General features: G+C 71.9%; 15 protein-coding genes and 1 tRNA gene. 5 read left to right on the top strand and 11 right to left on the bottom strand.

Features of this window, described 5'->3' with window-relative positions:
• Nucleotides 1-2: 2 nt before the first annotated feature.
• From AC1DUE_RS13275 to AC1DUE_RS13265, 3 genes are read right to left on the bottom strand one after another with little or no spacing between them, the layout of a single operon-like run.
• Nucleotides 3-929 carry a transglutaminase-like domain-containing protein gene (locus tag AC1DUE_RS13275; RefSeq protein WP_477039897.1) on the bottom strand — a complete coding sequence of 309 codons (927 nt, stop codon included), beginning with the start codon at nucleotides 927-929 and terminating at the stop codon, nucleotides 3-5.
• A gap of 34 nt (nucleotides 930-963) precedes the next feature.
• Complete coding sequence (locus tag AC1DUE_RS13270; RefSeq protein ID WP_477039896.1) at nucleotides 964-1,779, bottom strand: MerR family transcriptional regulator; 816 nt, start codon at nucleotides 1,777-1,779, stop codon at nucleotides 964-966.
• Nucleotides 1,780-1,827: 48 nt separating this feature from the next.
• Nucleotides 1,828-2,235: an FKBP-type peptidyl-prolyl cis-trans isomerase gene (locus tag AC1DUE_RS13265; protein ID WP_477039895.1), complete on the bottom strand. Its 408-nt coding sequence runs from the start codon at nucleotides 2,233-2,235 to the stop codon at nucleotides 1,828-1,830.
• A 107-nt stretch (nucleotides 2,236-2,342) separates the two neighbouring features.
• Here AC1DUE_RS13265 and AC1DUE_RS13260 point away from each other — a divergent pair, with 107 nt between their 5' ends.
• The gene (locus tag AC1DUE_RS13260) at nucleotides 2,343-3,614 is read left to right on the top strand and encodes an alpha/beta fold hydrolase (protein WP_477039894.1); all 1,272 of its coding nucleotides are present in this window, start codon (nucleotides 2,343-2,345) and stop codon (nucleotides 3,612-3,614) included.
• Nucleotides 3,615-3,626: 12 nt separating this feature from the next.
• On the opposite strand, the gene AC1DUE_RS13255 is transcribed toward AC1DUE_RS13260, so the two are convergent.
• Nucleotides 3,627-4,991, bottom strand: a complete 1,365-nt coding sequence (locus AC1DUE_RS13255) for a cystathionine beta-synthase (protein WP_477039893.1) — start codon at nucleotides 4,989-4,991, stop codon at nucleotides 3,627-3,629.
• A gap of 94 nt (nucleotides 4,992-5,085) precedes the next feature.
• A complete protein-coding gene (locus tag AC1DUE_RS13250; RefSeq protein WP_477039892.1) occupies nucleotides 5,086-5,913 on the bottom strand; it encodes a Bax inhibitor-1/YccA family protein in 828 nt (275 codons plus the stop codon).
• 198 nt (nucleotides 5,914-6,111) lie between these two features.
• Here AC1DUE_RS13250 and AC1DUE_RS13245 point away from each other — a divergent pair, with 198 nt between their 5' ends.
• Nucleotides 6,112-7,050, top strand: coding sequence for an ABC transporter ATP-binding protein (locus AC1DUE_RS13245; protein WP_477039891.1), 939 nt, complete (start codon nucleotides 6,112-6,114; stop codon nucleotides 7,048-7,050).
• Entirely contained in the window at nucleotides 7,047-7,916 is an 870-nt protein-coding gene (locus AC1DUE_RS13240; protein WP_477039890.1) for an ABC-2 transporter permease, read from the top strand. The genes AC1DUE_RS13245 and AC1DUE_RS13240 overlap by 4 nt, the downstream gene beginning before the upstream one ends.
• A 55-nt stretch (nucleotides 7,917-7,971) precedes the next feature.
• Here the strand turns inward: AC1DUE_RS13240 and AC1DUE_RS13235 are convergent, their stop codons facing one another.
• The gene (locus tag AC1DUE_RS13235) at nucleotides 7,972-8,100 is read right to left on the bottom strand and encodes a hypothetical protein (protein WP_477039889.1); all 129 of its coding nucleotides are present in this window, start codon (nucleotides 8,098-8,100) and stop codon (nucleotides 7,972-7,974) included.
• 62 nt (nucleotides 8,101-8,162) lie between these two features.
• Between AC1DUE_RS13235 and AC1DUE_RS13230 the strand changes: the two genes are divergently transcribed.
• Nucleotides 8,163-9,026, top strand: coding sequence for a siderophore-interacting protein (locus AC1DUE_RS13230; RefSeq protein WP_477039888.1), 864 nt, complete (start codon nucleotides 8,163-8,165; stop codon nucleotides 9,024-9,026).
• Complete coding sequence (locus tag AC1DUE_RS13225; protein WP_477039887.1) at nucleotides 9,026-9,457, top strand: VOC family protein; 432 nt, start codon at nucleotides 9,026-9,028, stop codon at nucleotides 9,455-9,457. The genes AC1DUE_RS13230 and AC1DUE_RS13225 overlap by 1 nt, the downstream gene beginning before the upstream one ends.
• 3 nt (nucleotides 9,458-9,460) lie before the next feature.
• Here AC1DUE_RS13225 and AC1DUE_RS13220 read toward each other — a convergent pair.
• The 5 genes from AC1DUE_RS13220 to AC1DUE_RS13200 form a co-directional block, all read right to left on the bottom strand.
• Nucleotides 9,461-9,534, bottom strand: a tRNA-Leu gene (locus AC1DUE_RS13220).
• A 71-nt stretch (nucleotides 9,535-9,605) separates the two neighbouring features.
• Nucleotides 9,606-11,078 (bottom strand): NAD(P)/FAD-dependent oxidoreductase, encoded by a 1,473-nt coding sequence (locus AC1DUE_RS13215; RefSeq protein WP_477039886.1) that lies wholly within the window; start codon nucleotides 11,076-11,078, stop codon nucleotides 9,606-9,608.
• A 122-nt stretch (nucleotides 11,079-11,200) separates the two neighbouring features.
• On the bottom strand, nucleotides 11,201-12,322 hold the full coding sequence (locus AC1DUE_RS13210) for an HAAS signaling domain-containing protein (RefSeq protein ID WP_477039885.1): 1,122 nt from the start codon (nucleotides 12,320-12,322) through the stop codon (nucleotides 11,201-11,203).
• A complete protein-coding gene (locus tag AC1DUE_RS13205; protein WP_477039884.1) occupies nucleotides 12,319-12,648 on the bottom strand; it encodes a PadR family transcriptional regulator in 330 nt (109 codons plus the stop codon). Before AC1DUE_RS13205 ends, AC1DUE_RS13210 begins: the two co-directional genes overlap by 4 nt.
• 189 nt (nucleotides 12,649-12,837) lie before the next feature.
• Nucleotides 12,838-13,791 carry a Ppx/GppA phosphatase family protein gene (locus tag AC1DUE_RS13200; protein ID WP_477039883.1) on the bottom strand — a complete coding sequence of 318 codons (954 nt, stop codon included), beginning with the start codon at nucleotides 13,789-13,791 and terminating at the stop codon, nucleotides 12,838-12,840.
• Nucleotides 13,792-13,825 lie beyond the last annotated feature (34 nt).

Raw genomic sequence — 13,825 nt, 5'->3', positions numbered from 1 at the left:
GGTCAGACGACGGCGTCCCGCGCACGCCAGCTCGTGACCCGGGCATCCAGGTCCGCGTCCCCCACCCGTCCGACCGGCGAGAGCGTGACGACGCCGGCCGCCCGCAGCCGCGGGTCGGACGCGTACCGCTGCTCGAGGGTGCGCTCGGCGGCCTCGTCGCCCGCGTCCGCGGCGACCAGCAGCGCGGCGATCTCGTCCGCGAGCGCGTCGAGCTCCTCCGCAGGAGTCGTCGTGTCGGGGTCGATGTCTCCCCACACGTCCCACAGGAGCATCTCGTCACGCTGCCGGTGGGCCAGCTCGGTCACCACGTAGCCGCGGACGAACTCGGGCCCGCACAGGTGCGGCAGCGACGGGTCGACGCCGTAGGTGGAGGCGTCGGTCCGGCCCGCGCGATGGGCGAGCCACACCTCGGCGGCCGTCTCGAAGGGTGCGCCGTAGCCCGTCGGCAGGTCGTGCGAGTCGAAGTCGAACCAGTCCTCCTCGTGGTTCAGCTCCGGGTCGAACCGCACCCAGCGCGTGCCGTCCCACCGCTCGCCGACCACGTGGTCGTGGTGGAACCCGGGCCGGAAGTAGCCGGCGAACCCGACGCGGCTGCGCGCGGGGATGCCGTGCTGACGCAGCACCGCGACGGCGACCAGAGTGTGGTCGCGGCAGCAGCCGGCGACCTGGTCGTGCGGCGCGCGCGGCTCGGTGAGCGGGGCGGAGGACCGCTCCTGAGTCACCCGCAGGATGTCGGCGAGCCAGCGCAGGTCGACGTCCGCGTCCTGGCCCGCGTACAGCGACTCGGCGGCACCGCGGTAGTGGATGACCGCGTTGCACGCTGCCTGGTGGAGGGCCCCGGAGTCGGTCGGGAGGGTGTCGAGCAGGCCCGCGTACGGGCCCGGGTCGCTGTAGGCGCTGTGCGTGGCGTAGGCGTCGAGGTTCGGCATGTGCCCCACCCTGGCGTCTGCCCCAGGGGCAGGGTCAAGAGACGGGCTGGGCGACGTGCACGACCACGCCGTCGTCGGTCCACGGGACGGGGTAGATCTCCCGCACGGCGCCCACCACGGACCGCCCGACGAGCCACGTCTCCAGCGCCACGTACGCGCCGATGATCTCCGGGTAGCGGCACTCCGCGGCGGTCACCGGCACGTAGGCGACGGTGTGGGCGGGCTCCTCGCGCAACCCGATCCGGCCCGCGGGTGCGACCAGACCCTCGTAGGGCACGCAGACCTCGATCGGACCGTCGCCGTCGAAGCCGACGGCGCCGTGGAACACCACCCAGTACTCGGCGCCGTAGCGCGCTCCCCCGGCGTCGAGGAAGGCGTGCAGCTCGGTCACGTCGCCCATGATCGTCGGCACGAGGTCCTCCTGGAGCACGTGCTGCTGGATCGTCGCGACGAGGCGTGCCGGCATCTCGGCGACGACGACGTCGTCCACCCCGAACCGGCCGGGCGGGCTGGGGAACGACGGGACGCCGAGCGACGTCAGCACCAGGTCGACCGCCGGACCGTGCTCCGACAGGTCGCGCTGACGCCCGTCCCACCAGCCCCGCAAGGTGACCCCGACCTGGCTGGGCGGCTGCGCCAGCACGTCGGCGATCATCGTCAGCGGCATGTCGAGCCGCCGCATCAGCGCGATCGTGTGCGCACGCTCGAGCTGCTCGGGCGCGTAGAACCGGTAGCCGGTCTCGGCATCCACCCGGACGGGCGGCAGGAGCCCGCGGGCGTCGTAGAGCCGCAACGCCTTGAGCGAGAGCCCGGAGCGTCGGGCGAACTCCCCGATGCTCAGCTCGGACACGACGGGCCCCCGCCGATCGAGCGCAGCGGGGGCCCGGCGGTCACGAGATCAGTGGCTGGTGCCGACGATGTCGACGACGAACACGAGCGTGTCGCCGCCCTTGATGCCGGCCTGCGGCACGCCACGGTCGCCGTAGCCCAGGTGCGACGGGACCGAGAGCAGCACGCGGGAACCGACCTGCTGGCCGACGAGACCCTCGTCCCAGCCCGCGATGACCTGGCCCACGCCGATGCCGAAGCTGATCGAGGAGCGACGGTCGTACGAGTTGTCGAAGACCCCGCCGTTCCAGGACTGACCGAGGTAGTGCACCTCGATGTCGTCGCCGGCCTCGACGAGCGCGCCGTCGCCGCGGGAGAGGACCGAGACCTCGAGCTCACCGGACGGCGAGTCCGCCGGGAACGTCAGGGTCGGCTTCTCGCCGAAGGAACCCGAGACCTCGGGCAGCGCTGCGGACATGACCACTCCTTTGCTGGATGACTGTGCCCGCCCATCTTGCCGCCCAGCCCTGACAGCCGCCGAATCCGGGGGTTGACGACGAAAGCTAATGCCATTAGCTTTGAGTCATGAGCCAGTACATCAACCGCCCCGAAGGCCGCATCGCGTACACCCTCGACGGTGCCGCCGACGCACCGCTCGTCGTTCTCGTCCCCGGCATGGGAGACCTGCGCAGCACGTGGCGGGACGTCGTCGGCCCCCTGACCGACGCCGGGTACCGCGTGGCCAGCATGGACCTGCGCGGCCACGGGGACTCGGACACCACGTTCGCCACGCACGGCGACGTGGTCACCGGCCAGGACATCATCGCCCTGGTCGAGCACCTCGGCGGTCCCGCGGTCGTCGGCGGCAACTCGATGGGCGCGGCCTCCGCCGCGTGGGCCGCCGCCGAGCGACCCGACCTCGTCGCGGGCCTCGTGCTGACCGGCCCGCTGCTGCGCGACCCGCCGGCGTCCGCCGCGACGACCGCCACCATGCACGGCCTGGTCCGGGTCGCGCTCGAACGCCCGTGGGGTGCCGCCCTGTGGGCCCGCCTCTACCGCACCTACTTCTCGCGCGGCACGCAGAGCCCGTGGCTCGACGAGCACGTCGCGGACATCAAGGCGTCGCTCAAGCGGCCCGGGCACCTGCGCTCGTTCCGGCACCTGACGCTCCAGCTCACGCACGCGCCGGTCGAGGCGCGGCTCGGCGAGGTCGTCGCGCCGGTCCTCGCGTTCGTCGGGGCCATCGACCCCGACTTCAAGGACCCGGCGGCGGAGGCCCTCTGGCTACGCTCCGCGGTCGACGCCGAGGTCACCCTCATCCCGGTCGTCGACCTGGCACTGTCCGTGGTCGACGACGGTGGCCCCTCGGGCTACGCCGACCTCACGCTGGCCGCGGTCGCGGCCAGGGCCGGCGTCGCGGTGCCGAGCCTCTACAAGCACGTCGACGGCCTCCCAGGCCTGCGGCGCGACGTCGCGCTCGTGTGCGTCCAGCAGCTCGCCGGGATCATGCGCGACCTCGACACCCTCTCGGAGATGGGCCACGCGACGCGCGACTACGCGCGTGCCACCCCGGGCCGCTACGACGCCGTCCAGGGCACCGCCTGGATCCACGACCCGGCCGCCCAGGACGTCCGCGACGCGAGCGCTGCGGTGGTCGAGGACCTCACGCGGGGCGTCGAACAGCTCGGCGTGCCGCCCGAGAACCGGATCGACGCCGTCCGCGCCGTCCGGGCCGCGGTGCACGGGTTCGTCGTGCTGGAGCTGGGCGGCGGGTTCGGGATGCCCGAGGACGTCGACGCGAGCTTCTCGTTCCTCGTCGACGGGCTGGTCGGCGGCCTCACACGACTGCGCGTGTGACCCCACCGGGGCTCACCGCGCCAGGAACCCCAACAGGTCGTGTCGTGTGAGGACCCCGACCGGCGACCCGTCGTCGACCACCATCAGGGCATCCGCCTTCTGCAGCGCTTCGCGAGCGGACGCGACGCCTTCACCGGATCCGATCAACGGCATCGCGGGCGACATGTGCCGGTCGACGCGGTCGGCGAGCTGCGCCTCGCCCGAGAACACCGCGTCCAGCAGCACCCGCTCGCTGACCGACCCGGCGACCTCACCGATCTTCACGGGCGGCTCCGCGCCGACGACGGGCATCTGCGAGACGCCGTACTCGTGCAGGATCGAGATCGCGTCGCGCACGGTCTCGTTGGGGTGCGTGTGCACGAGGTCGGGCAACGCGCCGGTCTTGGTCCGCAGCACGTCGGCCACGGTCGCCCCCTCGGCGGCCGCGAGGAACCCGTACGACCGCATCCACGAGTCGTTGAAGATCTTGGACAGGTAGCCGCGTCCGCCGTCGGGCAGGATCACGACGACGACCGCGTCGGCCGGCAGGTCCTTCGCGTACTCCAGCGCGGCCACCACGGCCATCCCGCACGAGCCGCCGACGAGGAGGCCCTCCTCGCGCGCCAGGCGGCGGGTCATGGCGAACGAGTCGGCGTCGGAGACGGCGATGATCTCGTCGGGGACGCTGGGGTCGTAGGCCGTCGGCCAGAAGTCCTCCCCGACGCCCTCGACGAGGTACGGCCGCCCGTCGCCGCCCGAGTACACCGAGCCGGCGGGGTCCGCGCCGATCACCACGACACGACCGTCGGACACCTCCTTGAGGTACCGCCCGGTCCCGGTGATGGTGCCGCCCGTCCCCACGCCCGCCACGACGTGCGTGACCAGCCCGTCGGTGTCCGCCCAGATCTCCGGGCCCGTCGACTCGTAGTGGCTCGCGGGCCCGTTCTGGTTGGCGTACTGGTTCGGCTTCCACGCCCCCGGGATCTCGCGAACCAGCCGGTCGGAGACGGAGTAGTAGGAGTCGGGATGGTCCGGCGCGACCGCCGTCGGGGTCACGACGACCTCGGCGCCGTAGGCCCGCAGCACGTCGCGCTTGTCCTGGCTGACCTTGTCGGGGCAGACGAACACGCAGCGGTACCCCTTGCGCTGGGCGACCAGCGCGAGACCCACTCCGGTGTTGCCGCTCGTCGGCTCCACGATCGTGCCGCCGGGCTGGAGCTCCCCCGACGCCTCGGCCGCCTCGATCATCTTCAGCGCGATCCGGTCCTTCACGGACCCACCGGGGTTCAGATACTCGACCTTGGCCAGGATCGTGGCCGCGATGCCCTCGGTGACCGTGGTGAGCTGGACGAGCGGGGTGCCGCCGACGAGCTCAGAGATGTGCTTGGCGTACTTCACGATGCTCCGTCGCGCTCGGGTACCGGGCAGCGGACGCACGACTGCCCGGGTGCGATCTTCGCACCCGGGCAGCCGTCAGACCATGCGGGCGGAGCTAGTTTCGGAAGATCGCGAGGATGCGCAGCAGCTCGAGGTAGAGCCAGATCAGCGTCACGACGAGGCCGAAGGCGGCCACCCAGGCGAGCTTGGCCGGGACGCCCTTCTCGACGCCGCGCTTGATCGAGTCGAAGTCGATGATCAGGCTCGCGGCCGCCAGGGCGACGGCGATCAGGCCGACCGCGACGCCGAGCCAGCCCGAGCGCAGCGGACCGAACTGGCCGCCGTTCACCCCGAAGAGCATCAAGACGACGTTGATCAGCGAGAACACCAGGTAGCCGACGAGGCCGATGATCACGGTGCGCTGGAACTTCGGCGTCACGCGGATCTTGCCCGAGCGGAAGAGCACCAGGGAGACCGCGAACACCGAGATGGTGGCCAGCACGGCCTGCCCGACGATCCCGTCCCACTGCTCCTCGTAGAACTTGCTCAGCCCGCCCAGGAACATGCCCTCGAACGCGGCGTACAGCAGGATCAGGACCGGGCTGGGCTGCTTCTTGAACGCGTTGACCAGGCCCAGCACGAGGCCGACGATCGCGCCCAGGATCCACAGACCCGGCGCGAGGACCCAGGTCGCGGCGCCGACGACCACGAGGACGGCGAGCAGTCCGGCCGTCTTCATGATGACGTCGTCGTACGTCATGCGGGCCGTGTCGCGGCTCGTGGCGGACGGTGAGCCGTAGAGCGCCTCGAGCGAGGCCGCGTCGGTCGCGGCGGTGGCCGTGGTCGCGTACGTCACAGCGTCCTGCGGCGCGGGTGCCTTCTGACCCCTGCGCTGGACAGGGTCCTGGAAGACGGGACTGTTGTCGAAGATCGGGTTGGCCATGGCGTCCTCCTGGACGGATCGGGCGCGTTTGTACAAGTCTGTCACCGTAGCGAACGCCTTGGGGCAGGGGATCGTTCCAGGCGACACGTCGCATCCTCCGAACGGAGTGCCGTCCTCCTCCCATGGGTCGATGCACGGTGTCGTCGCCGGCACCTAGGGTCGTTCTCGGCAGTGCTCCCGACAGTTGAGGATCTGGAAATGATCGAGGCACAAGGCCTGACCAAGAGGTACGGGCCGAAGACCGCAGTGGACGGCATCACGTTCACCGTCCAGCCGGGCCGGGTGACCGGGTTCCTGGGCCCGAACGGTGCCGGGAAGTCCACCACGATGCGCATGATCATGGGCCTTGACCGCCCCTCGGGCGGCTCCGTGATCGTCAACGGCAAGCCGTACGCCCAGCACCACTCCCCCCTCACCGAGGTGGGCGCCCTGCTCGAGGCCAAGGCCGTGCACACCGGTCGCAGCGCCCGCAACCACCTGCGCGCCATCGCGGCGACGCACGGCATCGGGGACAAGCGCGTCAACGAGGTCATCGCGATGACCGGCCTGGACGCCGTGGCCAAGCGCCGCGTCGGCGGGTTCTCGCTCGGCATGGGCCAGCGCCTCGGCATCGCGGCCGCCCTCGTCGGCGACCCGCGCACGCTGATCCTGGACGAGCCGGTCAACGGGCTCGACCCCGAGGGCGTCCTGTGGGTCCGCAACCTGGTCCGCTACCTCGCCTCCGAGGGCCGGACCGTGTTCCTGTCCTCGCACCTCATGAGCGAGATGGCCCTCACCGCCGACCACCTGCTCGTCATCGGCCGCGGCAAGATCATCGCCGACGGACCGACGGCGACCGTGATCGCCCAGGCCACCAAGGAGACGGTCCGCGTCGTCTCTCCGCACGCCACCGACATCGCCGCCCTGCTGCAGGGTCCGGAGGTCACCGTGACGTCGGACGAGGCCGGCGTGCTGACCGTCACCGGCGCCACGACCGTCCAGGTGGGCGAGCTCGCCGCCGCCAACCGCTTCGTCCTGCACGAGCTCACGCCGGTCTCCGGCTCGCTCGAGGAGGCGTACATGTCCCTGACGCAGGACTCGGTCGAGTACCACTCGTCCGAGGTTCCCGCCGAGCTCACGCAGGAGGGCTCCCGATGAGCACCGCAGTCGCCACCCCGACGACCACCCCGGCGGTCGCCACGCCCAAGGGCAAGCTCTCGTTCCCGCACCTGCTGCGCAGCGAGTGGATCAAGTTCTGGTCGGTCCGCTCGACCATCTGGACGCTCGGGATCTTCCTGTTCGCGACGGTCAGCCTGGTCGTCCTGATCAGCCTGGCGTTCGTCAACGCTCCCTCCGAGGCCGAGGGCGGCCCGCCCGCCTCGCAGGCCGCGGACGCGCTCGGACCGTTCGCGGTGGCCGTCACGCTCGCCCAGCTGGCGCTCGCCGTCCTCGGCGCCCTGACCATCACCAGCGAGTACACCACCGGCATGATCCGATCGAGCCTGTCGGCCGTGCCCAAGCGCCTCCCGGTGCTGTGGTCCAAGGCCATCGTGCTCATGGTGTCGGTCCTCGTCGCAGCGGTCGTCGCGCTGGCCGTCTCGGCGGTCCTGCAGGCGCTGTTCTTCGACAGCAAGGACTTCTCCATCGACTGGTCGGACGGCCAGACGCTCCGGGCCCTCGGGGGCACCGCGCTGTACCTCGCGACGATCGCGCTGTTCGCGTTCGCGCTCGGTGCGCTCCTGCGGCACTCGGCCGCGGCGGTCGCGACGGTGCTCGGCCTCCTGCTCGTCGCCCCGATCCTGTTCGGTGCGATCCCGTGGAAGCCGCTCACCTACATGTTCCCGTTCCTGCCCGGCGTCGCCGGTCAGCAGGTCACCCAGACCGACGCGCAGCTCGCGGAGGCCGCGGCGAGCTCGCCGATCGGTGCCGACCTGACGGCGTGGCAGGGCTACGGCGTTCTGCTCGTGTGGATCGTCGTGATCCTCACCGCGGCGGCCGTCCTGCTCAAGAAGCGCGACGCCTGACGCACCACGACGACGGGGCGGTCCGGATCTTCGGACCGCCCCGTCGTTCGTCTCGTCAGACCAGCCCGCCGAGCGCCCCCTCGGGCGCACCCTCCAGCGCCTCGGCGTCCTGGTTCCACATCGACCGAAGCACCCGCTCGCCCACCGACCGCTCGCCCGCCTGAACGACGACCTCGACGTCCATGGCGGACGCGGCTGACCGCGCGCGGGGGTTAGCGTTGTGCCACCCCCAGACGAAGGACACCGATGACCGACGCCCCGGCTCAGAAGGCCAAGTCCCGCCCCGCCCCGCTCGTCGCCGAGGTGGTCCGCACGGAGCGCCTCTCGGCGACGATGGTCCGGGTGGTCGTCGGCGGACCGGGCCTGGCCGCGTTCGAGCCGTCCCCGCACGCGGACTCCTACGTCAAGGTCGTGTTCCTGCCGGACGGGACGCCCCGGCCGCTGCGCGACGACGGGCGTCTCGACCTCGACGCCGTCCGCGCGACGCTCCCGCCCGACAGCCAGCCTCGGCAGCGCTCGTACACGGTCCGCGGCTATGCGGACGGTGAGCTCACGCTCGACTTCGTCGTGCACGGCGACGAGGGCCTGGCCGGACCGTGGGCCGCGGGTGCCGCGGTCGGCGACGAGGTCCTGCTCGTCGGCCCGGGCGGCGCGTGGTCGCCGGAGCCGACGGCGGCCTCCCACCTGTTCGCCGGCGACGCGAGCGCCCTGCCCGCGATCGCCGTCGCGCTCGAGCGACTCGCGCCCGATGCCGTCGGCCACGCCGTCATCGAGGTCCACGGACCCGAGGACGAGATCCCGCTGACCGCACCCGCCGGCGTGCACGTGCACTGGGTCCACCAGGGCTTCGGCGTCTCCGGCCTGGCCCTCGTCGACGCCGTCGCGGCCCTGCCGCCGCTGCCGCAGCCGGTCAGCGCGTTCGTGCACGGGGAGGCCGGCGCGGTCCGCGAGCTGCGCCGTCACGTGCGCGGCGAACGGGAGGTCCCGCGCGAGCAGCTGTCGGTCTCGGGGTACTGGCGCCTGGGGGCCGACGACGAGGGCTGGCGCGCCACCAAGCGCGACTGGCTCGCCACGATCGAACAGGCCGAAGTGGCCGCGGGCCTGCTCTGATGGCCTGGTCGCTCACGTTCGACTGCGCCAGCCCGGCCGTCATGGCCGCGTTCTGGGGCCCGGCGCTCGGCTACGTCACTCCCCCGCCCCCGGACGGCTTCGCGACGTGGGAGGACTGGCTGACCCACCACGAGGTGCCCGAGGACGAGTGGGACGACGGCGCCTACCTGGCCGACCCCGCCGACGTGCTCCCGTCGATCTCGTTCCTCAAGGTGCCGGAGGGCAAGACCGCCAAGAACCGGCTGCACCTGGACGTCAAGGTCTCGGGCGGACGCTCGCAGCCGCAGGCGGTGCGCGAGCCGCTGATCCGCGCCGCCGTCGACCGCTTCGTCGCGGCCGGAGCCACCGTCCTGCAGGAGCACGACCTGCGCGGCGAGCTCGACCACGTCGTGATGGCGGACCCCGAAGGCAACGAGTTCTGCGTCGCCTGAACGTGCCCCCGCCGGGATTTGAACCCGGACTGGGCCGGGTTTAAGCCGGCTGCCTCTGCCAGTTGGGCTACGGGGGCGGACGCCGCTCATCCTGCCAGGGAACGACGAAGCCCCCGGTCGCGTACGGACCGGGGGCTCGTCGGAAGGCTCAGGCGGACGCAGCCTTCGCAGCCGGAGAGCCGGGCTCGGCCTTCTGCGGCGGCAGGACCTCCCCGACGTCGACGGCGCGAGGCTTGGCCGGCACGGATGCGGCGCGGAACTCGGCGCGTGGGTCGTGCAGGCTGCCGAGCGCGACGACCTCGCGACGCAGGAGCAGCGCACCGGTCCACCCGGCAGCGATACGGACCTTGCGGTTGAAGGTGGGCATGGCCGCGACGTGGTACGTGCGGTGCAGCACCCAGGCGAAGAAGCCCTTGACCTTGATCCGGCCGAACATCTGCGCGACGCCCTTGTACATGCCGAGCGAGGCGACCGCGCCGACGTTCTTGTGCTTGTACTCGGTGGGCGGTGCAGAGCGCAGGACGCGGGCCAGGTTGTCGCCGAGGTGGTTGCCCTCGCGCAGCGCGTGCTGGGCGTTGGGCGGGCAGAACTGACCGGGGTTGTACAGGTCGGGCACCGCGGCGCAGTCGCCGGCACCGTAGGCGTCCGGGACGACCGTCCCGTCCTCCTGCGTCACCTGCAGGTACGCGTTGCAGATGAGGCGGCCCATCTTGTCCAGCGGCAGGTCCGAGTCCTTGAGGACCGGGTTGGCCTTCACGCCCGCGGTCCACACGATCGTCTCGGCGTCGAACTCCATCTTGTTCGACAGGACGACATGGCCGTCGATGCAGCTGCTCAGGAACGTGGACAGGTGGATCTCGATGGCGCGCTTGCGCAGGACCTCGAGCGTGTACCCGCCCAGCTCCTCGCTGACCTCGGGCAGGATGCGCGGCGAGCCCTCGACCAGGACGAAGCGCAGCTCTTCCTGCTCGATGGCCTTGTAGTACTTCACTGCGGCGCGGGCCATGTCCTCGACCTCACCGAGCGCCTCGACACCGGCGAACCCGCCGCCGACGAAGACGAACGTGAGCATCCGGCGACGCAGCTCGGGGTCCCAGGTGCTGGCGGCCACGTCGATGCGGTTGAGCACGTGGTTGCGCAGCGCGATGGCCTCTTCGACGTTCTTGAAGCCGATGCCGATCTCAGCGAGCCCGGGGATCGGAAGCGTGCGGGCGACCGACCCGAGGCCGACGACGAGGTGGTCGTAGGTGATCCAGTAGGAGTCGCCCTCCTCGGGCGTGATCTCCACCGTGCGCTCGGCGTGGTTGATCTGGCTGACCTTGCCCTGCAGCACGTCGACGCCCTTGAGGGCGCGGCGGTGCGGGGCGACGACGTTGCGGGGGTCGATGGACCCGGCCGCGGTCTCCGGCAGGAACGGGGCGTACGTCATGTACGGGCGGGGGTCGACGACGACGATCGCGGCCTCGCGCTTGCCGAGGCGCTTGCGCAGCCGGCGGGCCGTGTAGAGGCCGACGGTGCCGCCGCCGAGCACGACGACGCGCGGGACCTTGCGGGGCTTGGGCCTGGCCGCTGGCTCCACGGTGGCCTGGGGGCTGGCGACGTCCGAGGCTGAGGAAGGCATACCTCAACGGTAGCGGCGCCGCTCGTCCGACGCCCTACCTGAGCCGGTGACGATGCGCACAGTGGGCGTCCAGAGACTGTGAGACGGCGCACGTCTGGCGACGTGCGCCGTCCCACGAGGCCTCACGGAGCGGTGACCGGCGGAACGACCGCGTCCGTCGCTGCGGGCGCAGGGGCGCTCGCGCTCGGGGTGGGGACGGTCGTGTCGGCCTCCGTGTCCGCAGCGGTCTCCAGGGCCGGTGCCTTGGCGAACGGTGGCGGCGGGGTCTTCGCCGTAGCTCCGGCACGGAGCTGCCACTCGCCGTTCACGTCGCTCTCGAGGTCCGCCATCGGTGCGCCGCTCAAGGGGAACGCGTTCCACCGCGTGCGACCGTCGGCGTCCGTCCGGCTGAGAAGCTGCCACGTCTCCCGGCCGCCGGGATCCCACACGGGCGCCGAGTCGTAGTAGCTCTCGGTGCGGATCGGGCGACCGAGCTCGTCGAAGAGCTGTACATCCGTCAGGGGGTTGCCGTCGGCGTCGTAGGCGAAGATGTTGCCGACCGGTTCCCCGTCGACGAGGACGCCGTTGGACGGCACCTCCGGGCCGGTCGAGGAAGCGCCTCCGTGGTACGCGTTCTCCCAGCTGTCCGTCTGCATCTGGAGGCCGAACGTGACGGGCAGCACCGTGACGATCGCCAGGAGGTTGGCCACGACCGCCAGCCCGTGCATCGCTCCCGACCGGAACCAGGTGCCGCGACCCCACTGCACGCTCAGGACGACGAGGACCGCGAGGAAGACGAACGCGGGCACCGACTCGGGCAGCCACGACTGGAAGCCCAGGAAGAACATCGCCACCTGGTAGCCCACCCACGCCCGCACGAGCCACCAGAACGGGCGGATCGAGACCAGGAACCCCTCGACCGGCGGCCACCAGCGCTCCTCGCGCAGGTGCCCGAGCAGGCGGAGCAGAGACGCCTTCGGGGCGCCGGCCAGCTCCCGCAGCGGACGGCGCTCCGGGGCCGCCATCGGGAGCAGGCCCGCGGCCGCACGCAGCTCGGCCGCGTACTCCTCGGGCGGCCCGAACTGCTCCAGCACCCCGCGCCCGTGCGCGTTGTGCCGCTCGTCCGCGAGCGCGTCGGCGAGGTCGGCCTCGAGGTCGTCCGTCAGGTCGTCCACCTGGTCCGGCCCGAGGTCGGCCAGGCTGCGGCGCACCGCGGCGGCGTAGCCCGCGACGTCCAGAACCTCGGTGCTGTCCAGGACGCTCATCGCACGACCTCCGTCTCGAGCAGGCGGCCCATCGTGCCTGCGAACTCCTGCCAGTCCTTGCGCTGGGCGTCGAGCATCGCTCGGCCCTGGGCGTTGATGCCGTAGTACTTGCGGTGCGGTCCCTCGTCGCTGGGCACGACGTACGACGTCAGCGCTCCCGACGAGTACAGCCGGCGCAGCGTGCCGTACACCGACGCGTCCCCGACCTCCTCGATGCCCGCCGCCCGCAGGCGTCGCACGACGTCGTACCCGTACCCGTCCTCGTCGCTCACGACGGCGAGCACGGCCAGGTCCAGCACTCCTTTGAGCAGCTGGGTCGTGTCCATGCGACCTCCTCCGGTATCCCCGTGGCCGACGCGTCCGGCGCCGGCGAGATTGGTGCGGGAGCCCCCTCCGAGCTCCCGCAGACGCGACGGTAGTACACACTGCGCACTACCGTCCACGACACGACACCGGCGAGTCGTCCGGAGTCTGTCGGCGTCGGCGCGACCGGCCGTGCGACCTCGTCGGACCGCTCAGCGCGTGGCGACGCTCCAGGCGATGCCGTCGAGGATGTCGTGCTCGGAGGTGACGACGGAGGTCAGCTCTCCCCCGGCCCGCGCGACGTCGTCACGAACCCGGCTGACGACCTCGTGCCAGACCAGCGCTCCGGCACCGATCACGTCGACGCGTCCGGGGTGCATGAACCCGAGCGCCGCCCGCTCCTCGTGGTTGCGGGCCAGGAGGTCGTCGCAGGCCGCGAGCACCTTCTCGACGGGCAGGACCGAGCCGTCGATCGCGTGCGGGTCGTAGGTGGCCAGCCCGAGCGCATGGGCCGTCACGGTCGTGACGGTGCCCGCCAGCCCGACCAGCGTGACCGCCTCGCCGAGCGGCACGTGGGTGGACGCCGTGTCGAGGGCCGCGCCGACGTCGCGGCGGGACCGCGCGATCTCGTCGGCGGTCGGTGGGTCGGTGTGCAGGTGCCGCTCGGTCAGCCGCACGCACCCGACGTCCATCGAGTACGCGGCCCGGACCGTGTCGTCGCCGAGGACGAGCTCGGTCGAGCCGCCGCCCAGGTCGACGACGAGGAACGGTCCCGGGTGCTCGCCCGCCAGCACGCCCGTGGCGCCCTTGAAGGACAGCTCGGCCTCCTCGAGGCCCTCGACGACCTCCGGCTCGACACCCAGAGCGTCGTGCACGCCCTTGACGAAGTCCGCGCGGTTCTCGGCGTCCCGGGAGGCCGACGTCGCGACGAACCGGATCGCCTCGACGCCCAGCTCGGTGCAGATGTCGTGGTAGCGCCGGGCCGCGTCGAGCGTCCGCTCGAGGGCCTCCGGGGCGATCCGGCCGGTGCGGTCCACGCCCTGCCCGAGACGGACCACCTCCATCCGCCGGTCCAGGTCCACCAGCGTGCCGGCGCGCGGATCGACGTCCGCCACCAGCAACCGGATCGAGTTGGTCCCACAGTCGATGGCAGCCACACGCGTCACGCGCACCATCCTCCCACCCACCCCACCCCCGTTG

The organism is Cellulomonas sp. P4_A2, assembly GCF_056402515.1.
Note: the sequence above shows the minus strand (reverse complement) of the source record. Positions and strands in the feature narration are given on the sequence as shown.